Annotated in this window: 13 protein-coding genes and 1 pseudogene; 7 read left to right on the top strand and 7 right to left on the bottom strand. The window is 37.9% G+C overall.

Annotated elements, in window-relative coordinates; genetic code table 11:
* Positions 1-17: 17 nt before the first annotated feature.
* From BLP44_RS10295 to BLP44_RS10275, 5 genes are all read left to right on the top strand, one after another.
* Positions 18-1826: a glycoside hydrolase family 2 protein gene (locus tag BLP44_RS10295; protein WP_091132515.1), complete on the top strand. Its 1809-nt coding sequence runs from the start codon at positions 18-20 to the stop codon at positions 1824-1826.
* Between the two features lie 107 nt (positions 1827-1933).
* Positions 1934-2956: a glycoside hydrolase family 43 protein gene (locus BLP44_RS10290; RefSeq protein ID WP_091132909.1), complete on the top strand. Its 1023-nt coding sequence runs from the start codon at positions 1934-1936 to the stop codon at positions 2954-2956.
* A 50-nt stretch (positions 2957-3006) separates the two neighbouring features.
* Positions 3007-4185 (top strand): aldose epimerase family protein, encoded by a 1179-nt coding sequence (locus tag BLP44_RS10285; RefSeq protein WP_091132511.1) that lies wholly within the window; start codon positions 3007-3009, stop codon positions 4183-4185.
* A gap of 193 nt (positions 4186-4378) precedes the next feature.
* Entirely contained in the window at positions 4379-5359 is a 981-nt protein-coding gene (locus tag BLP44_RS10280) for a glycoside hydrolase family 43 protein (protein WP_091132508.1), read from the top strand.
* Positions 5360-5520: 161 nt separating this feature from the next.
* A complete protein-coding gene (locus tag BLP44_RS10275; RefSeq protein ID WP_008463349.1) occupies positions 5521-5934 on the top strand; it encodes a 3-hydroxyacyl-ACP dehydratase FabZ family protein in 414 nt (137 codons plus the stop codon).
* A gap of 115 nt (positions 5935-6049) precedes the next feature.
* Here the strand turns inward: BLP44_RS10275 and BLP44_RS10270 are convergent, their stop codons facing one another.
* The 3 genes from BLP44_RS10270 to BLP44_RS10260 all read right to left on the bottom strand — a co-directional run bounded on the left by BLP44_RS10270 (position 6050) and on the right by BLP44_RS10260 (position 20177).
* Complete coding sequence (locus tag BLP44_RS10270; RefSeq protein WP_091132504.1) at positions 6050-7978, bottom strand: OmpA family protein; 1929 nt, start codon at positions 7976-7978, stop codon at positions 6050-6052.
* 12 nt (positions 7979-7990) lie between these two features.
* Positions 7991-8902: a PorP/SprF family type IX secretion system membrane protein gene (locus BLP44_RS10265; protein ID WP_455550101.1), complete on the bottom strand. Its 912-nt coding sequence runs from the start codon at positions 8900-8902 to the stop codon at positions 7991-7993.
* A 67-nt stretch (positions 8903-8969) separates the two neighbouring features.
* On the bottom strand, positions 8970-20177 hold the full coding sequence (locus tag BLP44_RS10260) for a PKD domain-containing protein (RefSeq protein ID WP_091132500.1): 11208 nt from the start codon (positions 20175-20177) through the stop codon (positions 8970-8972).
* A 605-nt stretch (positions 20178-20782) separates the two neighbouring features.
* On the opposite strand from BLP44_RS10260, the gene BLP44_RS23045 reads away from it, so the two are divergent.
* The gene (locus BLP44_RS23045) at positions 20783-21289 is read left to right on the top strand and encodes a hypothetical protein (protein ID WP_211516878.1); all 507 of its coding nucleotides are present in this window, start codon (positions 20783-20785) and stop codon (positions 21287-21289) included.
* A gap of 198 nt (positions 21290-21487) precedes the next feature.
* Here the strand turns inward: BLP44_RS23045 and BLP44_RS10250 are convergent.
* From BLP44_RS10250 to BLP44_RS10240, 3 genes and pseudogenes are all read right to left on the bottom strand, one after another.
* Positions 21488-21940, bottom strand: a pseudogene (locus tag BLP44_RS10250) (transposase); the annotation flags it as partial.
* A gap of 127 nt (positions 21941-22067) precedes the next feature.
* Positions 22068-22445 (bottom strand): hypothetical protein, encoded by a 378-nt coding sequence (locus BLP44_RS10245; RefSeq protein WP_008463358.1) that lies wholly within the window; start codon positions 22443-22445, stop codon positions 22068-22070.
* Between the two features lie 268 nt (positions 22446-22713).
* A complete protein-coding gene (locus BLP44_RS10240) occupies positions 22714-23346 on the bottom strand; it encodes a nitroreductase family protein (RefSeq protein WP_008463360.1) in 633 nt (210 codons plus the stop codon).
* Between the two features lie 107 nt (positions 23347-23453).
* On the opposite strand from BLP44_RS10240, the gene BLP44_RS10235 reads away from it, so the two are divergent.
* On the top strand, positions 23454-23810 hold the full coding sequence (locus tag BLP44_RS10235; protein WP_035690806.1) for a winged helix-turn-helix transcriptional regulator: 357 nt from the start codon (positions 23454-23456) through the stop codon (positions 23808-23810).
* Here BLP44_RS10235 and BLP44_RS10230 read toward each other — a convergent pair.
* Entirely contained in the window at positions 23807-24286 is a 480-nt protein-coding gene (locus BLP44_RS10230; protein WP_008463362.1) for a MarR family winged helix-turn-helix transcriptional regulator, read from the bottom strand. The two genes, BLP44_RS10235 and BLP44_RS10230, sit on opposite strands and share 4 nt — an antisense overlap.
* Position 24287 lies beyond the last annotated feature (1 nt).

Genomic DNA, 24287 nt, shown 5'->3' with positions numbered 1-24287 from the left:
GTCTAAAAATATAGAACATGAAAAGAAAAAGCATCCTTTTTTTAGCCTTGTTTTCCCTTTTTGCTGTAAATGCGCAATGGAAACCGCAAGGAGATAAAATCAAAACTAAATGGGCAGAGCAGGTTGATCCGAAGAAAACTTTACCCGAATATCCCCGTCCGATTATGGAGCGCGGGCAATGGAAAAATCTGAATGGTTTGTGGAATTACAGCATTCGAGAATTTGGAAAAGCCGCGCCTTCAAAATATGACGGGCAGATTCTGGTTCCATTTGCGGCTGAATCGAGTCTATCTGGCGTGATGAAAGAAGTTGGTTCTAAAAACGAACTTTGGTACGAAACCCAATTTTCAATTGAATCGGGCTGGAATGGAAAAAATATCCTTTTACATTTTGGCGCTGTAGATTGGAAAACTGAAGTTTTTATTAATGATGTAAAAGTTGGTTCGCATACGGGAGGTTATACGCCATTTTCGTTTGATATTACGCCATTTATCCAAAAAGGGAAAAATCAGAAATTGGTTGTGAAAGTTTGGGATCCGTCTAATGATGGGCCACAACCAAGAGGAAAACAAGTCAAAAATCCGGAAGGAATTTGGTACACGCCCGTGACAGGAATTTGGCAGACGGTTTGGATCGAGCCTGTAAATGCTAAAAACATTTCAGCATTAAAAACAACTCCAAATATTGATCAAAATGCAATAAACATAAAAGCTGAGGTAAATGGAGCAGAAAAAGGAGATGTAGTAGAAATTTCTGTTTTCGACAACGGAAAAGAAATCGCTAAAGAAAAAGCGGTTGTGGGCGAAAGCAATGATATTGTTTTGAATAATCCGAAATTATGGTTGCCTGAAAGACCGTTTTTATATCAGACTAAAATTCGCTTAATCAGCAAAAATAAAATAGTTGATGAGGTGAAAAGTTATTTTGCGATGCGTAAGATTTCATCTAAACGTGATGAAAACGGAATAATTAGAATGCAGCTGAACAACAAAGATTATTTCCAATTTGGACCTTTAGACCAAGGCTGGTGGCCAGACGGATTGTATACAGCGCCAACCGATGAAGCTTTGAAATATGATATTGTTAAAACTAAAGAATTAGGTTTTAATATGATTCGTAAACATGTTAAAGTAGAGCCAGAGCGTTGGTACACACATTGTGATCAGTTAGGTATTCTGGTTTGGCAAGATATGCCAAGCGGAGATGACCAGCCAGTTTGGCAAAATAGAAAGTATTTTGAAGGAACAGAATTACAGCGTTCAGCAAAATCGGAAGAAATCTATAGAAAAGAATGGAGAGAGATTATGGATCATTTGTATTCATATCCAAGTATTGTGGTTTGGGTTCCGTTTAACGAAGCCTGGGGACAATTTAAAACCGTTGAAATTACAGAATGGACTAAAAAGCACGACTCAACCCGTTTGATTAATTCTGCAAGTGGTGGAAATCACTTTCAAACAGGAGATATTTTGGATTTGCATAATTATCCAGGTCCAGATATGTATTTGTACGATGCAAGAAGAGTTACAGTGCTTGGAGAATACGGCGGAATCGGACTTCCGTTAGAAGGACATCTTTGGAGGGCAAATGACAACTGGGGTTACATTAAATTTAAAAATGCGAGTGAAGTTACCGCCGAATACATAAAGTACGCGGAAATGCTTCGAAAATACGTTAAAACGGGATTCTCGGCTGCAGTCTATACTCAAACAACAGATGTTGAAGGTGAAGTGAACGGTTTTATGACCTACGACAGAAAAGTGGATAAAATGGACTTTAAAGCGGTAAATAAGATTAATACGGAGGTTATTAATGCTTTGAATTAGAGTTAATTTTATTTCTCCCGCAGATTTTGCAGATAACGCTGATAAAAAAATCTGCAAAATCTGCGAAATCTGCGAGAGAAAATTCAGAGACTAACAAAAAACTAAAAATGAAAAAATATCTAATCCTTCTGCTTCTTACAACAATAAGTTTTGCACAGCAGAAAACATTTACTAATCCAATTCTGCCAGCGGGAGCAGATCCTTACAGTACATATTACAAAGGCTATTATTACTATACAAATACGCTTGGAAATAAATTGGTATTATGGAAAACAAAAGATCTTTCGGATATTAAAAATGCCGAAAGCAAAGTAATTTGGACACCGCCTAAAAACACCAATTATTCGGCAGAAATCTGGGCGCCGGAGTTTCATATCATAAATGGAAAATGGTACTGCTATTTCGCTGCAGATAATGGCGATAACAACAATCACAGGATGTATGTTTTGGAAAATAAATCTTCAGATCCGTTTAAAGGGAAATTTGAGTTTAAAGGCAAAATCGCTGCACAAACCGATAAATGGGCCATTGACGGAAATGTATTCGAATATAAAAAACAGTTGTACATGATTTGGGCAGGCTGGGAAGGAGACAAAAACGGTCAGCAGAATATTTACATTGCCAAAATGAAAAATCCGCTTGAAATTGATGGAGACCGTGTTATGATTTCTGCGCCAACAAACGATTGGGAAACGCACGGAGCATTGCACGACGAGGTAAATCCGCCACAGGTAAATGTGAATGAAGGACCGCAGTTTTTAGAGAGAAACGGTAAAATTTTTATTGTGTTTTCGGCAAGTGGCTGCTGGACTGATTTTTATGCCTTAGGATTGCTGACTTTCAATGGCGGAGATAATTTGTTGGACGCTTCTGCTTGGAAAAAATCCCCAGAACCGATTTTTAAACAATCTTCAGCCAACAAGGTTTACGCGCCTGGACATAATTCATTCTTTAAATCTCCTGACGGCAAAGAAGATTGGATTTTATATCACGCGAATTCCAATCCGGGTGAGGGTTGTGGTAATAAAAGATCGCCAAGAATGCAGAGAATTGATTGGGATGCCAATGGATTTCCAGTTTTAGGCGAGCCAGTTAGTGAAGGAGTGCCATTGGCTATTCCGTCAAAATAAAAAAATAATCGGAGGATGAGATTGCTTCGTTCCTCGCAATGACATAAAAAATGAAAAATATTCAAATTGCTGCAGTTTTGTTGCTTGTACTTTTTCAATTCAATTGTAAAGACGGCAAAAAAGAAAATACAGTTTCAAAAGATAAGCCTGAAATAGCCTCAGATTCTATAAAAACGGTTTTAGAAACTAAAAATTTTGACACTATCATTGATGGTAAAAAAGTTAGTTTGTATTGGATCGAGAATAAAGATATAAAAGCTGCTTTTACCAATTATGGCGGGCGATTGATAGGTTTGTGGGTTAAAGATAAAAACGGAAAATCGACCGATGTCGTGGTCGGAATGAATAGCATAAAAGGCTATAAAAACTCAACAGAACCTTACTTTGGCGCTACAATTGGAAGAGTTGGCAACAGAGTTGCATTAGGCAAGTTTACGCTTGAAGGAAAGCAATATCAGATTCCGTTAAACAATGGGAAAAATGCTTTACACGGTGGTGTAAAAGGGTTTCAAGATGTTGTTTGGAATGCAGAAAAGACAAATGAAAAGACTTTGGTCTTTACCTATGTTTCGCCAGATGGAGAACAAGGTTTTCCAGGGAATTTAAATGTAAAAGTAACTTATTCTATTACAGATGATGATGCTGTAAAAATGGAATATGAAGCAACTACAGATAAAACTACAATTGTAAACCTAACTAATCACGCTTTTTTTAATTTGAATGGGGAAGGAAGCGGTACTATTTTAAATCACGAATTGCAGATTTACGGAGATAAATTTACACCAGTTGACGAAGGCTTGATTCCGACCGGCGAATTTAAATCAGTTAAAAATACGCCGTTTGATTTTACGTCAAAACATACAATTGGTGAAAGAATCGAAAATAAAGATGAACAGCTGAAATTTGGAAAAGGATATGACCACAATTATGTGTTGAATGACGAAAAAAGAGATGGTTTTATTCATGCGGCAACGATAAAAGGAGATGTTTCAGGTATTGCTTTAGATATTTATACAAAAGAGCCTGGACTACAATTTTATAGCGGAAACTTCATGCAAAGTAAAAACACCTTTAAATCAGGTGTTAAAGATGATTTTAGAACCGCTTTTGCCTTAGAAACACAGCATTTTCCAGATGCCCCAAATCAGCCAAAATTCCCTCAAATAACATTAAAAGCAGGAGAGAAGTATCATACCGTTTCTTTATATCAATTTTCGGCTAGAAAATAATAAGTTTTGAGTTGAAAATTAGGAGTTGGAAAACATTATGGGAAAGACCTTTTTCTTGAAAATAAAAATGAGTTTTTTGAAGTGAAATGGCGGATTTTTAACAAAATTTGTATCATAGAGTTTTTCTATAGTAATTGTTTAACTATTTGATTTTTAGTTTTTAAATGTAATTAATTAAATAAAAAGTTTAATAATGAAAATAAAAAAATATTTTAGCCTATTAAGTCTGTTTTGTGTCTTTATTTGCTGTTCTCAAGAAAAAGAAACGGCTAAAAAATCGGCTTCAAAAGCCAAACCAATCTTACTCGCAGATCCAACTATTTTTTATGAAAATGGAGTGTATTATCTGTACGGAACAACCACGGGAGATTTTCCTAACGGAGAAGGTTTTCAAGTGTACACTTCTTCCGATTTAAAAAAATGGAATGGTCCATCTGGAGCACAAAATGGTTTAGCTTTAAAAAAAGGAGATGCTTACGGAACCAAAGGTTTTTGGGCGCCACAGGTTTTCAAACACAACAATAAGTTTTACATGATTTATACTGCCGATGAAAATATTGCTATGGCAATCAGCGATAGTCCGCTTGGGCCATTTAAAAGCGATTCTAAGGCTCCAATGTTTAATTTGGGCAAACAGATCGATCCCTTCTTTTTTGTTGATCAGGATGGCAAAAAATACCTTTATCATGTGCGTTTGACTGACGGCAACCGAATTTTTGTTGCAGAACTGAAAGATGATTTGTCTGGAATTAAAGAAGAAACGCTTAAAGAATGTATTTCTGGCGTTCTTCCTTGGGAAAATACGCAGAATGTTTCTTGGCCAGTTACAGAAGGGCCAACGGTCTTAAAACATAATGATTTGTATTATCTGATCTATTCTGCCAACGATTTTAGAAATCCCGATTATGCAGTAGGCTATGCAACTGCTAAAAGTCCACTTGGACCTTGGGAAAAAGCGACAGATAGCCCAATCATTAGTAAAAAAGATGTTGGAATTAATGGAGTTGGCCACGGTGATGTTTTCTATGATAAAAACGGAAAAATGAAATATGTGATGCATACTCATTTCAGCAATAGCGGAGTTTCGCCACGAAAAGCGGCAATTATTGATATTGATTTTGAAGGAACTAAAATCAAAGCAAACGCTAAAAGTTTTGTTTTACTGCAAGAATAAAAGCTTTGTGATTTTAGAGTTGATAACGTGAAAAGAGATGCTTCGGTGTCTCTTTTTTTTTGTTTTTTTTGAAGTAAAAGCGGCGAAGTAATTAATAGAGATATAATTTAAAACGTTGCTTATTTCGCTTCAGATTCGTACATTGTTCCAAAATACAAATCATGACTAAAAAAATAGAAGACTTAATTCCGCATCGTGCTCCATTTCTTTTTGTTGATGAAATTATTTCTTATACAACAGATACAATCATTGGTTTAAAGACGTTTACAGAAAAAGATGCCTGGCTTCAAGGCAGTTTTACGGACTTTAATTTTGTTCCTGGAACGATTTTAATTGAGGCGATGGCGCAGTGTGGAGGTGCAGGGATAAAGCTTTTAGGAATCGCAGATGGCGTTTTTGGCTTGGTGAGTTTAGATAATGTTGAGTTTTTTGGAGGTGTTGAATTCAATAAACTCGTTAAATTTGTGGTAAAAAACATTCGTACGAGCGAAAAAATCATAAAACAATCGGGCGAAGCTTTTGATGAAGATAAATTGATTATGAAAGGCGAGTGGATGTGTGTGAAGCTGCAGTGAGAGAGAAGTATAGATGAAAGAGGCAAGATGAAAGAAAATAGAAGAAAGAAGAAAGACTTCTCTCAGATTATAGATAAAGAAAAGCGTCCTAGATTATCTGGACGCTTTTTTATTTTTACATTTTTGTAATGATGAATTCGCTTCGGCGATTGACCTGATGCTGTGCTTCTGTACACGGAACTCCATTTGAACAATTATTGAGCAGCTGGGTTTCTCCGTAGCCAATTGCGCTTTCGATTCTTTCGGGCGCGACTCCTTGAGAAATAAGGTAATCTCTTGTAGCTTTTGCTCTTCGGTCAGAGAGTTCGAGATTATATTGGTCATTGGCACGCGAGTCAGTATGCGATTCAATTTTGATTACAACCGTATTATACTGATACATTAAGAGAACTACTTTATTTAATTCTATTGCAGCATCATAACGAATGTCTGATTTGTCTAAATCAAAGTATATGATTCCGATTTTTATTTTTAAAAGACCATTTTCGCGAACAATTAGGGCAGGATCTAAACCGACTAAAGCTTCGGTTTTTCCTGAACTGTTTGCCGTTACAATTGCTTTAGTATTATTGTTATAATTCTCTTTTGAGACTTCGATAGTATACGACGTATTGCAATTTACATTGTTGTTAAAATCGTATTTTCCGTCGAGTTGAGAAACTGTTTCAGCCACTTTTATTCCGTTGGCATTTTTTAACGTGACCATTGCACCAGCGATTCTGTTGTTTGAAATGGCATCGAAAACATAACCGCCTATTGCCTGATTGCACGATCTTTCAAAAGAATAAATATCATCATCTCCTTTTCCTGTTTTTCTGTTAGAACATACAAAACCTTTATTGGTTGATTCGTTAACGATATAGCCGAAATCGTCTCTATTGCTGTTTAATGGCGCTCCGAGATTGGCTGGAGCATCAAAAACGCCATCATTTATTCGACTTTCGAATACATCTAAACCTCCTAAGCCCAAAAATCCATCAGAAGAAAAATATAGCGCCTGATCGGTAATATATGGGAACATTTCTCTTCCTGTTGTATTTATTTTTTCTCCTAAATTCTTTGGTTGAGAGAATTGATTGTTGCCCAAAATATCCACTACAAAAATATCTGTTGAGCCAATTGTTCCTGGCATATCCGAAACAAAATACAGTTTTTTGCCATCTTTGCTTACCGACGGATGTCCAACAGAATAGTCGTCACTATTAAAAGGCAGCTCCTGAATATCTTTCCAAGAAACTGTGCCATTGCTATTTTCTGATGCCGTAGCAGAAAAGATTTTGAGATTATTGATGCCTTTGCTGTCGCGCTTTAGTTTTCCATTGTAATTGTTTCGGGTGAAATAAATCGTTTTTTCATCAGGAGAAAAAGCGATGCAGGCTTCGTGATATTTTGTAGTGATATCTTTTCCGAAATGTTCTTTAAAAGTAACATTCGACTGCGTTTCGCTGATTTTTCCTAATTGCATATTAAGATAAGGCTGATCGTTCCATCCATATTTTTCAGTTTTATAATACGAGGAGTCAATTGTGGTAGAGTAAACCAAATCTCCTTTATAGAACATCGGACCAAAATCAGAATAAGCAGAATTAATGTCTAGGTTTTCAAGTATAAAAGAAGGCTTTATATTTTCAATGTCTTCTAGAGTCACATTTTTAAGCGAAAAGTTCTTAGCTCTAGGATCTGTTGATTTTTGCTTTTCAGCAAAGGCTTTCATCCATTTTTTTGCCAATTCGTAATTTTGAATCCCTTGTAAGGACTGCGCATAACGAAATAGATATTCGGCTGAAACTTCGTTAGAATAGTCTGCAATTAGTTTTCCGTACCATTTTGATGCGCTTGACATTTTGGTATTAAAATAATAAGCATCTCCAAGCCGCTGAAGTATTTCTTTAGAAGCATCTCCGTTATTAATGGAAAGCTCATACGATTTTGCCGCTTCAACGTAATACATCTTATCAAAAAGTGCGTCGGCAGCCTTGTTTTTGGTTTGTGAATAAATCAGCTGTATAACCAATAATGCGAGTATAGTAATTGTTCTTTTCATAGACTATCCGTATTAAAAGAATCTTGGTGATTTTAATCCTTTTTTGCGCGAAACCAGTTCGAAACGAAGCATGATTTCGTGTGTGCCACTGTTGTAATTCTGCAGAGCGGTTGTGGTGTAATCATAGGCATAACCAGCCATAATCATTGGCGTTATCTGTATTCCGACTAAACCGCTTACAGAGTCTGAAGTGCGATAAGAAGCTCCCAGCGTTATTGCATTGTTGAACATGAAATTTGCTGAAAAATCGGCAATAATTGGTGCGCCAGCAACGTATTTTACCAAGACGGCTGGTTTGAATTTTGTATGTGCCGAAAGATCAAAAACAATACCTCCAATAAGATATACGTGTATTCTCTGATTGACTAGATCATCGCTGATATCATCGTAGGTATAGCGTTCACGTGTCATGAAATTCGGAATCGAAAGCCCGATATAATCTCTTTCTCCATGCCAGTATAGTCCAGCACCTACAACAGGCAAAAATTTATTGGTAATGTTTTCTCGAAATTGGGAATCAGGGTCTTTGTGGCTTCCTTTAGACCAGTCAATATTAATAACACGCCCGCCGCCTTTTAATCCGAATGAGAGCTTATGTGTTTCGCCAGATTTGATGGTATATGAGAAATTGGCATCTAAATATTGTTCTTCTGTTGGTCCAATTTCTTCATTTATAATTGAGATTCCAAGACCGACATTTTTTCCGAGTGGAGTGTCTAATGAAAAACTTTGAGTATCTGGAGCGCCTTCAATACCAACCCACTGCGTTCTTAAAAGACCAGTTACGGTTAAATGTCCAAGAGATCCGGCATAAGCTGAGTTTACGGTCATTGTGTTATACATATATTGCGTGTATTGCGGGTCCTGTTGTGCAAAGGCTCCATATACCGAGAATAGAGTAATTATCGCGAAAACCTTTTTCATATTTTTAATCATAGCCAATTCTATTTTGGTTAATCCTATTCTTAAACTTTTCATTTTCTGGATGGTTTTATTTTAGGTAAACCCATCCAGAGGTTTTTTTAGATCCGTCTCCTAAATCGAGAATATAGAAATAGGTGCCCTCAGGAAGCGTTTTGGCAGAGCCGTCTGCTTTTCCGTCCCAAGTATTTTTGTAGCCTTTTTGGTAGTAAACCAAATTACCCCAGCGGTTAAAGATTTCCAGCTGGTTATTAGGATATCTTTCGATGCAATCGATATAGAAGTAATCATTTTGGCCATCATCATTTGGTGAAAACTCATTGTAGATTTTCAGACAGTTTGGAGAAACAGTTGCGTTATCCTGATTGTTTGCCGAATTGGTGTCTATCTGATCAAGTTTTGTCAAATGTGCTGTGTTCAGATAATCATTGAAATCGACCACTTTAACTGTTAAAGTCAATGTTTGAGAAGCTCCAGTATTGATTGATGGAATGCTCCAAATGCCCGTTTTGGGATCATAAGCTCCTGAAGTTACAGTTGAGCTTACAAATGAGTATCCTTTTGGCAATGCATCCTGTACTTCTACATTTGTAGCTGTTAGGCCTCCGCGATTTTCTGCTGTAATGGTAAAAGTTACCTGAGAGTCCATTGGCACATCGGTTTTATCTACTTCCTTGTTTATAGCTATATCTGTAGCAGGAATATTGATAAATTCAGAATCTTCGTCGTCTTCACTTTGATCTCCGTTATCATTATTTGGAGTAGAATCCGGGTCAAATTGATTGCTGGCCGTCACTTGGGCAATATTAACATAATCAACACTTTCAAGTCCAAGCGGGTTGTCAACAGTTGCTTGATAGGTTAAGGTAATACCCCCTACAGGAACTGTTAGGTTTACCCATTTTATGATATCCTTGCTGAAAACGCCTCCATTATTAATATTCGAAATATTTTTCAATCCAAGTGGTATCATGTCTTCAACTGCGACTCCAGTCGCTGTACTTGGTCCATCATTATTAAGCAGAAGCGTATATGTTACTACTTCGTCTACATTTGCATTTTTGTTATTGACAGTTTTTTCAAGACTTAAATCGGCAACAGCAATATTTATTTGTAAACTGTCGTAATCATCTTCTGTTTTAACTCCATTATTAGGTGTTGAATCAGGATCGGGTAGGTTACTGGCAATTACTTCGGTTTCATTTATATATTCATTAGCCGCCCCAGTTGGTGAGTTTACACGAGCGTAGATATCCAAAGACTGGTTGGTTCCGTTTACAATATTGCCAACATTCCAAACGCCTGTGACATAGTTGTATAAACCGCTAGTTGGACTACTTGTTAAATAGGTAAATCCAGACGGAAGCAGATCTTTTACCATTACGCCGCTAGCATCTGCAGGACCATCATTTGATACTGTAACAGTAAAAATAACTGTCGCGCCAACATCATAAATAGTATTTGCATTTAGGGCTGTTTTACTGATAGATAAATCTGCCATAACAATTACAGGCGTAACAGAAATGCTATCATAATCATCTTCTGTAGTGATTCCGTTTCCAGGTGTACTGTCCGGATCGTATTGATCTGCGGTCATGATTTCTGCTGAGTTCAAGTATTCGTTGGCAGTGCCTGTAGGTCTCTTTACGAAAACATTCAATACCAAAGTATGGCTATTACCAGGCAGTATAACTCCCGGTTTCCATTCGCCGGTAAAGCGATTGTATGCACCAGAGGTTGAGTTATAAAATATATAATCATAACCTGACGGAAGCACATCTTTAATGGTAACGCCAGTAGCAACACTAGGTCCCGAATTGGTTACCGTAATCGAAAATGAAATTTGTGAGCCAACAGCAGGTGTAAGGATATTGTCAATAACTCTTTTTTCTATTGATAAATCTGCGACTGCAGGAACAGGATCAATTAAAAGAGCACTGATGTCGTCTTCATTAGTAGCGCCGTTATTAGGTGTAGAATCTGGATCCAATTCATTTGAAGCGTAAACTTCAGCTATATTTTGATAAATTCCTGTTGCATTAACTTTTGCAGAAACCAGCAAAGATTCGGAACTACCATTTGGTATCGTTCCAATATCCCAGATTCCGGTTGAATTATGATATTGTCCAGCGGTTGAGCTGTATACCACATATTCGTAACCGCTTGGGAGCAAATCTTTTACTTTGACACCAGTTGCATTTTGCGGTCCGCTGTTTTTTACCGTTATTTCGAAGGTAATGGTCGCTCCAAATATTGGACTTAAATTACCACCGACTATTGCTTTTATAAGTGATAGATCGGCCATTGGAACAGTTGGAACGGTTGCTATTTCAGCATAATCGTCTTCTGTCGTATTGCCATTATTTGGCGTAGAATCTGGATCAGGAAGACTGCTTGCTGTAACTTCAGTTTTATTTAAATAATTGCCCGAAGCATTTACAATAGCGGTCAATTGAAGTGTGTGCGAATCGCCATTCGGCAATGAGCCAATAGTCCATTTTCCTGTTGCATTGTTATAAGTTCCTTTTGTAGCGGTAAAATTAGAATAGGTATAACCTGATGGAAGCAAATCAGTTACTTCAACCCCTGTTGCATTTTGTGGGCCTTGATTGGCTATTACTATTTCAAAAGTTACGGGAGTTCCAATTAACGGAGTGGCATTGTTTACCGTTTTGGTTAGGGATAAATCTGCTGATTGTCCTAACGGCGAAGTGGTAGCTGTTCCATAATCATTTTCAGTAGGAATGCCGTTGCCTGGAGTTGAATTTGGATCTGGTAAATTGCTGGCAGTTACTTCTGCAATATTGGTATAATCTCCTGTAGGATTTACAGTAGCAGTTATTCTTAGAACTTGCGAATCTCCGTTTGGGAATGTACCAATTGTCCATTTTCCTGTTGCAGCATTATAAAGTCCTTTTGTAGCGCTATAAGTAACAAAAGTATACCCAGAAGGTAGTAAATCGGTTATTTCTACACCAGAAGTATTCTGTGGACCATTGTTGGTTGCAATTATTTCAAAAATAACTGGCGAACCTACTAATGGAGTGGCATTGTTAACCGTTTTAGTTAACGATAAATCTGCAGCTTGAGCATTTGGAGTAACTGTCGCTGTTGCGTAATCGTCTTCTGTTGCAACACCGTTATTTGGAGTCGAATCAGGGTCAGGAAGTGCACTTGAAGTTACTTCGGCAACGTTAACGTAATTTCCTGTAGCATTTACTACAGCGAGAATCTGTAAAGTTTCTGATTTCCCATTAATTAGATTGCCAACTGTCCATAATCCTGTTGTAGGATTATAGGTTCCTGTAGAAATGGTAAAATTAGAGTAGGTATAGCCGCTTGGAAGTAAATCGGTAACCGTTACGCCCGATGTATCTTGCGGACCATTGTTAGTTACAACTATTTCAAAAGTAACTAAGGAGCCTACTAACGGATTAGTATTATTGACTGTTTTGGTTAAAGATAAATCTGCTGCTTGCGCAGTTGGCGTTATGGTAGCTGTTGCATAATCATTTTCTGTTGGAACACCATTATTAGGAGTTGAATTAGGATCAGGAAGATTAGCCGCTGTTACTTCGGCTATATTTACATAATCGCCAGTGGCATTTACTGTAGCTGTAATTTGAAGTGTTTCAGATTCACCGTTTGCTAAATTACCAATATTCCATACTCCATTCGCAGGAGTATAAGTTCCTGTAGAAACTGTAAAACTGCTGAAGGTATATCCTGAAGGTAATAAATCGGTAATTTGAACACCGGTATTGTCTTGTGGTCCATTATTGGTAACCACGACAGCAAAAGTTACAGGAGATCCTGCTAACGGCGCAGTATTGTTTACAGTTTTAGTTAATGACAAGTCAGATGATTGTGCTATTGGTGTTGTTGAAGCTTCAGCATAATCATCTTCTGTTGTGATTCCGTTATTCGGAGTAGAATCGGGATCAGGCTGACTGCTAGCTGTAATTTCGGCAGTATTTGTATAATTTCCCTCAGCATTAACTACAGCATTTATTTGTAAAGTATGATTTGATGCAACAGGCATGCTTCCAACTGACCAAAGTCCTGTTACGGCATCATAACTTCCAGCTGTTGCGGAGTAAGATGCATAGGTGTAGCCTGAGGGCAATAAATCGGTTACTGCTACATTATCTGTGGCTTGCGGTCCTGCGTTATTTACCAGAAGGCTAAAAGTTACTTGTGAACCCACAAGAGGCGTAGTATTGCTTACTGTTTTAGTTAATGATAAATCGGCCGATGTTGCTATTGGTGTTGTTGAAGCTTCAGCATAATCGTCTTCAGTTGTAATTCCGTTATTCGGAGTAGAATCGGGATCAGGCTGGCTGCTAGCTGTAATTTCGGCAGTATTTGTATAATTTCCTATTGAATTAACCAAAGCTGTTATCTGCAAAGTATACGAATCTGTGACTGGCATATTTCCAACATCCCAAAGTCCTGTACCAGGGTCATAAGTTCCAGTTGTTGCACTGTACGACACGTATGTATAGCCCGAAGGCAATAAATCTGTAACGGTAACGCCATCTGCTTCTTGCGGTCCAGAGTTTGTAATCTGAATACTGAAGGTTACCTGAGTGCCCACAAGCGGAGTAGTATTGCTCACTGTTTTAGTTAGCGATAAATCTGCTGATGTTGGAATTGGCGTTGTTATCACCTCTGCGTAATCATCTTCTGTTGTGATTCCGTTATTTGGAGTGGAATCAGGATCAGGAAGATTTGCAGCGGTAACTTCAGCTGTATTTAGATAAATGCCGTTTGGATTAACTCGGGCTACAATTTGAAGCGTTTCAGAATCACCAGCGACTAAATTGCCAACTGTCCATATTCCTGTGGCAGTATCGTAGGTTCCTGTTGAAACAGTAAATCCAGTAAATGCGTATCCAGATGGGAGCACATCGGTCACCTGTACGCCAAAATTGTCTTGAGGGCCATTATTTGTTACGACAATTTCAAAAGTAGCAAGCGAGCCTACCAATGGTGTTGCATTATTGACTGTTTTTGTTAATGACAGGTCTGAAGATTGAGGGATAGGAACAGTAGTTGCCGTTCCATAATCGTCTTCAGTAGTTACGCCGTTGTTAGGTGTCGAATCAGGATCGGCAGTATCGCTATTTGTAACTTCAGCAATATTTGTGTAATCTCCTGTCGGGTTTACTATGGCATTGATCTGTAGTGTTTCAGACTCACTGCTTCTTAATATGTCTAATGTCCATAATCCCGTCATATTATCATACGTTCCACTTGTGGCATTAAAACTGCTATATGTATAACCAGAAGGCAATAAGTCGGTTACCTGAACAAGTGCTGCATCCTGCGGGCCGCTGTTTGTGGTTATAATGGTAAAAGTTACAGTAGATCCAACCAGCGGAGTTGGGTTGCTTACCGTTTTTGTTAATGATAAATCCGCAGAAGGAGGGATAGGTGTTACTACAGCATTGTCTTCATCATCTTCGCTTTGATCGCCATCATCATTATTAGGTGTACTATCAGGATCAGGAAGGTCGCTCGCAATTACTTGAGTTATATTGAGATAATTACCTGTCGGCAATACTTTGGCATCCAAAATAAGAGACTCGGTAACACCAGAATCAATCGTTCCGACATTCCAAATTCCAGTAGTGCTATTGTATGTTCCTGCAGAAGAGCTATAGTTTACATATTCGAAACCAGAAGGCAATAAATCGGCTACCTGTACTCCAGTGGCGTTATTTGGACCGTCATTTGTTATTTTAAGTTCAAACGAAATTTGGCTTCCAACCACAGGGCTTGTATTGCCTGCCACTACATTTTTAACTAAAGATAAATCTGCAGATGGTCCGATAAAGATAATTTCGGCATCATCTTGATCATCTTCGGTAGGAATATCATTATTTGGGACACTGTCAGGATCAGGCAGATCGCTGGTTATGACTTGGGCAACATTCAGATAATTTCCTAAAGGATTAACAAAAGCATTAAAGGTAAGATTCACATTCGAATTAGCTGGAAGATACAGATTTCTCCATTCTAGAGTAGCAGTGGCCACCTGATAAGTGCCACCATTTGATACTGATCCCGGAATAAGCGTGTAACCAACAGGAATAACATCTTTTACACCAACTCCAGTTGCATTTCCTGGGCCTAAGTTATTCACATTTATAGTGAAAGTAACTTGTTCGCCTGCTGCGGCTGAAGTAGGAGTGACGGATTTTGTAAGTTCTAAATCGGCTTGCTTCAGTGAAACAGAAGCTGTGGATATATCATCTTCTGTTGTAATACCATTTCCAGGTGTACTGTCTGGATCAAGCTGATCTGCAGTCTGAATCTCTGCCGTATTAAAGTAGTCGTTCATAGATGTCACAACATTTACTTTAGCGGTAATTTGTAAAGTGAGCGTATTTCCATTGTTTAAATTGCCAACATTCCAAATTCCAGTAAGACTATTGTATTTTCCGGCTCCATTGTCACTCACGTAAGTGTATCCAGGAGGAAGCTTTTCTGAAACCGTTATTCCAGTTGCATTATTTGGTCCGCTATTAGTCACCGAAATGGTAAAAATGACATTGTCATTTATGCTAACTGTACTAGGAGAAACTGTTTTTTTAAGCGATAAATCGGCTAAATCTAGTACTACAGTAGCACTGTCTTGATCATCTTCCGTAGGGTTTTGATTATCTGGCGTACTGTCAGGATCAAATTGATCAGAGGCGATAACCTCTGCGGTATTTACGTAAGATCCTCCTGCAGGTAATATGGTAGCTTTAAATGATAAATTTAAGATACTACCGCTTGGAATGGTCAAATTACTCCAAGTAATCGTGTTATCGCCAACATTGTATATTCCTGCCGAAGTAACAGATCCTGCAACAAGTGCAAAGCCAAGCGGAATATAATCACGTACGGCAACATTGGTGGCTGTAACAGATCCGCCTAGTGCATTGTTGTTGAAAACATTAATATTGAAAGTAACTACGTCACCAGCACTTCCTGTTGTAGGGGTTACAGTTTTGGTTAATTCAAGATCCGCTACAGCGAGTATTCTAAGCGTCATAGTATCAGATGAAGGTGTACAGTTTCCGTTTGTTACGTTCCATTGAAGTGTATAGATGCCAGGAATAGTCCCAGTTACTGCAGTTGTCGGACTAGTAGGATCTGTAAATCCTATTGTGCTCGGGCCTGCTATCTGAGTCCAGCTGCCAGTGCCAACTGTTGGAACAACAGCATTCATATTGATAGGAGAAAATTGAGGCACAGTCTGATCTGGCCCTGCATCGGCAGTTGAAGGATTCTGATATATCGTTACAAGAACAGAATCCTCAGAGAAACATCCGTTTAAATTAGTTGTAGTTACGGTCCACTTAAATTCATACGTCCCAGGGATTAGCCCTAGCATTAATGAATTTTCATTATTTGGAGACGCAATGCCAGCTGTGTTTGGACCAGAAACCTGTGTCCATGTTCCTAGACCTGATGTTACCGTAACAGCATTCATAGTAGCACTGGTCAAATTGCAGAGTTCTTGATCAGGACCAGCGTCTGCTATAGATGGCGGGACATCATTGAAAGTTATTTCTACCTGATCTGAAGTAGGTTGACATAGTGAAGGATTCGTAAAAGGACCATTAGTAACTGTCCATGTTAAGATATAAGTTCCTAAAACATTAATATTGGATAAAGTAGTAACAGGACTGTTCGGATTGTCAATCACTGCAGCTCCTCCAGGAGGCTGAGAGAAAAACGTCCAAGTTCCAATACCAACCGTCGGAGGAACCGCCGCAGTCTTATAAGTGGTCTGACAGGCAACGGTATCATCAGGACCTGCATTGGCGGCACTTGGCGGTGCGTTCATTTCTATTCGCACAATATCTGAAAGAGTTCGGCAATCATTGCTTTTGAATACCCATTCGAGGATGTAAAGCCCTGGAACGGTTAGGTTTGAAACTGTTGTCAATGGTGCTGTTGGAGTATCAATAACAGCTACACTTCCAGCGGGCTGATAAACAAATCGCCATTCAAATGTTGTAACATCTGGAGGGGGAGTATTTCCGCTCATGGTTGCAACACCGCCAACATCACTAATGCATAAGGTTTGGTCTGGACCTGCGTCTGGATCAATGCTGGCACCGCTAAAAACAGTAATATTTACAGAATCTGAAGTTCCGCTACATGTAGCGCCATTTGGAAATGTAGTAGTGCTGGTAGTGAATGTAAAGACATAGTCATTTCCAGGAACTACAGTTGCATTAGCAATATAGCTATTTGATGGAGACTGTGTAATGATAACATCAGCGGGGTTTCCTGTTGTACTGGTCAGTGACCAAGTTCCTGTTGAATTTTCGTTGGCTATAAGCTGTACACTTGTAACATCACAATAGGTTTGGTCTTGTCCCGCATTTGCTGCTGGGTCAACCACTACAACTACATCATCAAAACTGCCTGGACATAAAAAGATGCTTTTTGCAGTTATCGTCCATCTAAATGTATATGTACCTGCTATAAGACCATTAATTTCTGTATTTGGATTGGAAGGGTCTACAATTAGAGGCTGATTGGGAGAACCAGTAAGTACAGACCACTGGCCTGATTCGAAAAAGCTATCATAGGCATTGCCTGCCATGGTAACTGTACTGTTGTTGCATATATTTTGATCTGGACCTGCTGCAGCCTGATCAGGAGGAAGTCCGATAGTTAGATTGATATCGTCAAATGCCTGACCACAAGTACCAGCATCAACTGTCCATCTGAAAATGTAATATCCACTGTAGGAGAAAGTAAAAACAGCATTTGGATCATGAATATCGCTTATGGTGTAATTTCCAACGCCAGAAATTCTTGTCCATGTGCCAGTTGATCCGCCACTTTGTGTAGCAGCCATTGTTACCGTATCACCGCAAGTTTCCTGATCCGGTCCCGCATCAGCAATTGGGGGAGTTTGTGCAACAGTAACAGATACGCTGCTTTCGCTCGGAAGACAGGTTCTAAACCTTGAAATGATTGACCATGTAAAAATATAAGTTCCATTTCCAGGAACGGTTACCATTGTGTTTGGATCATTTACGTCTGCAAAAACAACTCCAGCCGATGGTTCAACGCTCCAAGTACCAAAATCGGTTAGTGCCGGTGTGTTTCCGCTAAGATTAAAAGTGGTTGTTCCTGAAGAATAGCAGGCATCTGGTCCAGCATCTGATGTCGTGGGCGCATTGTTATTATCAGTTATGATAGTTACGGTATCAGAAACGGAGCTACCGCAAGAAGGTCCTGGATGCGAATAAGCAACTGTCCATTGCAATTCATATGTGGAAGATGGCGTTAGAAAGCCAGATGCAATAGCATTCGGATCATTCACATCTGAAAAAGTAATTGTATCTGGACCCGAAACTTGGCTCCAGGTTCCGAATTCGCCAGCTGAAGCTTGGACAGCCGTAAGAGGCACCTGTGAACCGGCACAGGTTACTTGGTCAGTTCCAGCATCAACATCATCTATCGAACTGTCTGAAACATAAACGGTAACTGTTGCCACTGAAAAACCGCAGGTAGCACCGCCTCCTTTTGTGATATATTGAAAAACATAGGTTCCAGAAATAAGATTACTGACCGGCGTATCGACTGCAAAATTATCAGCAATAACAGCTGTGTTGGGTCCGCTGAGCTGACTCCAAAAATGCAAGCCGTCATCTGTGCTTACTCCAGAAAGAACAGTTGTTGTATCACCGCAGGGCAGACTAACATCGGTTCCTGCATTTGATGGTGTAGGATCTCCAGAAACCAAAATGTTGAGGGTATCAAAACCATAATCACATTCTACAGTTAATGCTCCGCCTTGTTTTCTGATAAATTCAACCGTATATTCCCCAGGTGCAGTAAGGGTCAGAGTAAGTGAATTTCCAACATCTGCCAATGCAGTAGGAAAAGGCCCTAAAGGAGAGAGCGGAGGGCCGCTAACGATGCGGTATTGGTTGGAACCTGTTCCAGTTACTGTGAGTGGAATTGTAAAGACAGTCGCATTACAGCTTCCAACAATATCTTTCCCGTCATTTGCCACAATAGTCCTTGTTTGCCCATTATATTGCACGATATAATCTTTGGTGAAAATACAGCCTGTATTGGTATTTGTGAGAGTGTAACGAAAACGATACGGATCGCCTCCCTGAAAAATATTGGTTACCAATGTGGTAGGGTTTGTTGGCGATACAATTACAGCGCCACTGTCGCCAGAGATCTGAGACCAGGCCACCGTTTCACCTGCGTAGAGAGGAGTCTGCGCAACAAGAGTTACCTGATTTATAGTATTGTCGCAAAAATATATGTTTTCGTCTCCACCCGGCAGCTGTGTTACATCCTGAGTTGCAGGCGGTACAGTGATTACAACCGTATCATTTCCTGAAGCGCAAGGACCAGTAACTGTCCATCTGAAAGTATAAGTGCCTTCAACTAGATTTGAAATTCCTGTATTATTGGCATTTGGGTTGGCTATAGTTGGTGTATTAGGTCCGCTTACAAATGTCCATTGCCCATTTTGGCCATTAAGTCCGCAGCCACCATAAGTGCCATTTAAGTTAGTTGATTGCGTTGTAGTGTAACAATTGCTTAAAGTCTGGTCTGGACCTGCTGAAACAGGTTTTACGCCTCCATAATTGGTTACGGTTATTTGGGAAGTGGTTCTGCAACGTTGTCCAGGAGCATATTCTGGCCCTTCAATAACCCATTGAAGTGTTGTAACGCCACAGCTAGTTTCGGGTAGAGTGATGGTTGAAGTGGCTAGATTAGGGAAATTAATGACAACTCCTGCATTATTGGCTCCTACGATTTCCCAATATCCTGTTTCTCCTGTGTTTTGCGGAGTATTTGCAATAATAGCCAATGTACCATTGTTATTGGGACAGCTTGCGATATTGGCGCCAGCATTAGCCTTTGTTATGGGTTTAACATTTACTACTTTATCCTGATACGACACGATACCATCACCGCAGGTTGCACTATATCTAAAAATATAAGTATTGCCTCCTGTATAGCCTGAAATTGTTGTGCTTGGACTAGTTGGCGAATTGATTGTTACTGCAGGACCCGAAATCTGTGTCCATTTGACTGTGCCGATAATTGGACTCGGATTATTTCCAGTCAAAACCAGCGCGTCTGTCTCACAAATGGTTTCATTTAAAACTCCAGCATTTACAGTACAGTTTTGAGCATTGGTTTGATAAATAGTAAGGAAAACTACTAATGCCGTAAAAGCCAGTTTTTTTGATAAAATGCAAATTCTCCAGGAAAAATAAAATTGTGCCATAAGCAATCAGGGATAAAAAAGGCAGCACAGCAATTTATAACCACCTTAAATTAATAAATTGATTTAAGCATTAATGTGTAGTTATCTTAATCTGATTTTGGGGAATACTCAAATTTAAAGAAACAAAGTCAGGAAATTTTTTTTTCTATGTTGCAGATTATAAAATGAAACACGAAAACAGGTTTTGAAACAATAAAATGGAATATCATCAAATAAAAATGCTTTAAATACAGAATTTTGAGCCTTTTCAATGCTTTTTTATATATGTTTTTGAATATTCTAAATCGTAAACCCTTTTATCTGATTTAAATCGAAATTTTGCAATTCAGTATTCATTATGACGGAGAAAAAACAGCTGTAAAAAGGCTGTAAAGGCGTTTTTAATTTTGTAAAAGCAATGGTAAAAAACTTAACATTGGATAAGTATCTGATTTGTAAATGAATACAATCTGGTTTTTATGCTCATGAAAAACTTAACATTGGCGAATAGGTTTTTCAATCTATCTTTGTTTATTATTTTTTGATGTTAATTTAATGATTTAATAACATTAAAAATTAGTTTAATCCAAAATAAATTTAATCAATTTCTTAAAATTAACAGAATAATGGCAAAAGAAGTGCTTACTAATGAAATCGATCAAGAGGTAGAAGCTAGTCCAGTTATCTCTAATGATGAAAACGAGCAAAAAGATGCTCTGGTTCCAAAATCTGAAGCGGTTGAAACTCTAGAAAAACCTAAACCAAAAAGAGCTCCGAGAAAAATTGCAGAAAAAGAAGAAAGCACAAATGAGGCAGTGCAAGAACCAAAACAGGCAGCAGAAGGAGAGGAAACTACATCTGAATTAGCGGGGACATCAGAAGAAAAAGAAGACCAGCCAAAATCTAAAAAAAATAAAAAAGTGAAAGAAAAAGAGAAAAAAGAAAAACTGAAAAAGAAAAAAGCTACAGCTAAGAAAAAAGACAAAAAGAAAGAGAAGGCTAAAAAAGCAAAACTAAAAGCGAAAGCTAAAAAGAAAGCCAAGGCTAAAAAAGCTAAAGAAAAAGTAAAGGCAAAAAAGATAGCTAAAAACAAAGCGAAAAGATCGAAAGCTAAAAAGAATAAGAAGAAATAATGGAGAATTAACAATTGATAATTCGAATTGTCAAGCTGAGAGAAATCGAAGCTTCTGCAATATTTATAAAGCCACAGATTATAGGATTGATACAGATTTTAAGAAATCATTTTAATCCTAATAATCTGTGGCTTTTTATTAATGTCTTGCGTTAAAAATAAAAAATTGATACTCATAACTCATAATTCACAACTTACTGCTTTCTGCTTTTTTCTTTATTGCGAGTTTGTCTATTTTTTGAAGAAATTCTGGATCAAATTCAGAATAGGCTTTTAATCTGTATTTTTCGTCCCTGATTTTCATAACTAGACGAATTTTCTGCACCATCATCCAGATAGGTTCGTAACGTTTATGTCCTAGTAAATATTGAATTTTGAGAATGGATAATCTTCTGTGCGAAAGCGTCATCAATTCAATGCAGATCATCCAGTATCGAATCGGAAGATTGGAGTTTTCCATTACAGTGCCTGAGCGCAGGCTAGTGCGGCTGCCACATTTGCGACACTGAAATTTTAAATCATTCTGACGGAAAGAATGCGTATTATGTCCGCATTTCCTGCATAAAAGTCCGTTTTCTAAACGTTTGTTTTTAAGCTCTTCAATACAGGTTGCTTCATCAGAATATTTTTCAAAATAGGTGCGTAGCTCCATCTATACAAATCCATTATTTACATTTCGAAATATAAAATATTTTAAAAAGAAACGAATAACAATTTGTATAAAAAATAAAGAGGAATATCCGTTCTCGAATATTCCTCTTTACAAAGGTAAAATTGTGTTATAATTTAGCTACTATTTCTTTTTTGTATTTATTAAGGATAGATTTTGTCATACCTAAATTAGCTTTTGTAGAATCTACAGCCAGGTAAATAAAGTATTCCTGATTGTCAGATACATCAATGATGTGAATCTGAGAACTTAGCGTTATCATGATGTTGTCAATTACCTGGTCTTTTAATCCTAAAGCTTTAATAGCATTCATTTTTGCTTTTACCACTTCTAGATTATAAGCCGATGCTAATTCAGGATCAAAATCTGCTACTACAGATTGAGAATAGTATGACATGCCGCTTGCAATTTCAGCTACAGAAACTGCGATGAACCCTGGGACGTTCTTTTTTAGGTCTTCCCCAAATTGAGTTAAAAAATCAGACATAATTTTAGAATTTTAGTTGTTGTAAATAAGATTGAATAGTTTTGGATAAAAGCAAAATTAGGGATACAATATTATTTAATTATCCGCATTGCGTACCTTTTTTTATACAATAATTAAAAAATAACATAAGTCTGATAAAATTGGTTTTTTGTTTTTTAAACTGGATTTCGTTTTGGATTGAAAATGAAATAATTAAACTAAAAATGCTTTTGAAAAAAGTACTGGTGTACCTTTCAAAAGCATTTTCTTTTAAGCAAAAATTAATTTTTTACTTAATTACTGTTATAAATTCTTCTTGAGCAGTTCTTACTTTTTTCAAGTTTACCAACCAGTCATTTGCATCATCTCTATAACCAAGAGGTAAAACTAACACACTTTTTAAACCAAGTTCGTTTAAACCTAAAAGTTTGTCTACTTCAGACGGAATAAAACCTTCCATTGGAGTTGCGTCTACTTGCTGTTCAGCCGCGGCAGCGATTGCAATACCAAACGAAATATAAGCTTGTTTTGCTGCATGGTTAGCATGCCATTCCTGACCTAGAGGCTCATACATTCCCCAAAGTCTTTGCTTGTATTCATCCATTGCATCAGCAGGAATTCCTCTTTCAGCAATGGTTTTGTCAAATACGGCAGAAATTTTCTCTAAACTGTAACCATCCCAAGCAGCCCAAACCAAAACGTGAGAAGCGTCTGTAACTTGGCTTTGATCAAAACTTACTGCTCTTAGCTTTTCTTTAAGCTCTTGGTTTGTAATGACAAAGATTTTATAAGGTTGTAAACCAGAAGAAGAAGGTGCCAGTTTTGCAGCTTCCAGAATATAATCTACTTTTTCTTGTGGAACAGCTTGTCCGTTCATTTTTTTTGTAGCATAACGCCACTTTAGTGCATCTATTAAGGCCATTTTTTTTAATTGATTAAAATTGTATTCAAATGTAAAAACTTTAAGTGTATTTTTGTCATAAGATTACCAAAAGTAACTGTAACATAGAGGTAACCTACTAATATAATATGATAAAAGAACCCATACACGATAAAAAATCGTGCAATCAGCATATTATGGCAGTCCATGACGCCATGTATATTTTAAACGGAAGATGGAAAATTTCTATTATAGCATCACTATGCTTCAATACATTGAGATTTACCGACTTATTGCGAGAAGTGGAAGGCATTTCTGGGAAAATGCTGAGCAGGGAATTGAAAAACCTTGAAGAAAATCAGCTGGTAACGAGAACTGTTCTCAATACACAGCCTGTTACGGTTGAGTATGAGTTAACAGAATACGGACATACCTTAAAAGAGGTTATTGATTCTCTTGCAAAATGGGGGCATAACCATAGAAAGAAAATTACAGGCAAAGATTAGTCTTTGCTTTTTATTTCAATGGCTTTTTGAAAAAATCCCTGACGAGTTAAATTCTGTTCTGCTTCTTCAATTGCTCGTAAAAGATTGTTTTGAGTGTTGGTAATTTCGTTCAATGCTTTTGTCATAATGCTCCAAACGGGTTGCATTTTAGAAACCAGTTCTTTTCCTTTTGCTGTCAAAATGATCAATCTCTTGCGTTCGTCTTGTTTGTCTTTTTTAGAGCTGATGATTTTCTCTTTTTCCAATTCTTTTAATAAACTGATCGTCGAAGGATGGCTGTAGCCAATTTCGCTAGCAATTTCAACCACACTCAGCATTTCTTTTACATGTAGCGTGTAAATTACGGGAAACCATTTTGGTTCAAAATCAATATTAAAATAACTGTAAATCTGTGCGCCGTCTTTGCGCAATTGCTCGCTCAGACGCTGCAAACGTGTTGATATGGCCAAAATGCCTATTTCGTCAATTATATTCATT

The sequence above is a fragment of the Flavobacterium anhuiense genome (assembly GCF_900101855.1).
Lineage (GTDB): Bacteria > Bacteroidota > Bacteroidia > Flavobacteriales > Flavobacteriaceae > Flavobacterium > Flavobacterium anhuiense.
The sequence above is the reverse complement of the archived record's forward strand: the minus strand, read 5'-3'. Positions and strand labels throughout refer to the sequence as shown.

What these genes read in the sequence shown, in the direction of transcription:
- BLP44_RS10295 (WP_091132515.1), top strand. Translation starts at nt 18, where the DNA reads ATGAAAAGAAAAAGCATCCTTTTTTTAGCCTTGTTTTCCCTTTTTGCT.
- BLP44_RS10290 (WP_091132909.1), top strand. Translation starts at nt 1,934, where the DNA reads ATGAAAAAATATCTAATCCTTCTGCTTCTTACAACAATAAGTTTTGCA.
- BLP44_RS10285 (WP_091132511.1), top strand. Translation starts at nt 3,007, where the DNA reads ATGAAAAATATTCAAATTGCTGCAGTTTTGTTGCTTGTACTTTTTCAA.
- BLP44_RS10280 (WP_091132508.1), top strand. Translation starts at nt 4,379, where the DNA reads ATGAAAATAAAAAAATATTTTAGCCTATTAAGTCTGTTTTGTGTCTTT.
- BLP44_RS10275 (WP_008463349.1), top strand. Translation starts at nt 5,521, where the DNA reads ATGACTAAAAAAATAGAAGACTTAATTCCGCATCGTGCTCCATTTCTT.
- BLP44_RS10270 (WP_091132504.1), bottom strand. Translation starts at nt 7,978, where the DNA reads ATGAAAAGAACAATTACTATACTCGCATTATTGGTTATACAGCTGATT.
- BLP44_RS10265 (WP_455550101.1), bottom strand. Translation starts at nt 8,902, where the DNA reads ATGAAAAAGGTTTTCGCGATAATTACTCTATTCTCGGTATATGGAGCC.
- BLP44_RS10260 (WP_091132500.1), bottom strand. Translation starts at nt 20,177, where the DNA reads ATGGCACAATTTTATTTTTCCTGGAGAATTTGCATTTTATCAAAAAAA.
- BLP44_RS23045 (WP_211516878.1), top strand. Translation starts at nt 20,783, where the DNA reads ATGGCAAAAGAAGTGCTTACTAATGAAATCGATCAAGAGGTAGAAGCT.
- BLP44_RS10245 (WP_008463358.1), bottom strand. Translation starts at nt 22,445, where the DNA reads ATGTCTGATTTTTTAACTCAATTTGGGGAAGACCTAAAAAAGAACGTC.
- BLP44_RS10240 (WP_008463360.1), bottom strand. Translation starts at nt 23,346, where the DNA reads ATGGCCTTAATAGATGCACTAAAGTGGCGTTATGCTACAAAAAAAATG.
- BLP44_RS10235 (WP_035690806.1), top strand. Translation starts at nt 23,454, where the DNA reads ATGATAAAAGAACCCATACACGATAAAAAATCGTGCAATCAGCATATT.
- BLP44_RS10230 (WP_008463362.1), bottom strand. Translation starts at nt 24,286, where the DNA reads ATGAATATAATTGACGAAATAGGCATTTTGGCCATATCAACACGTTTG.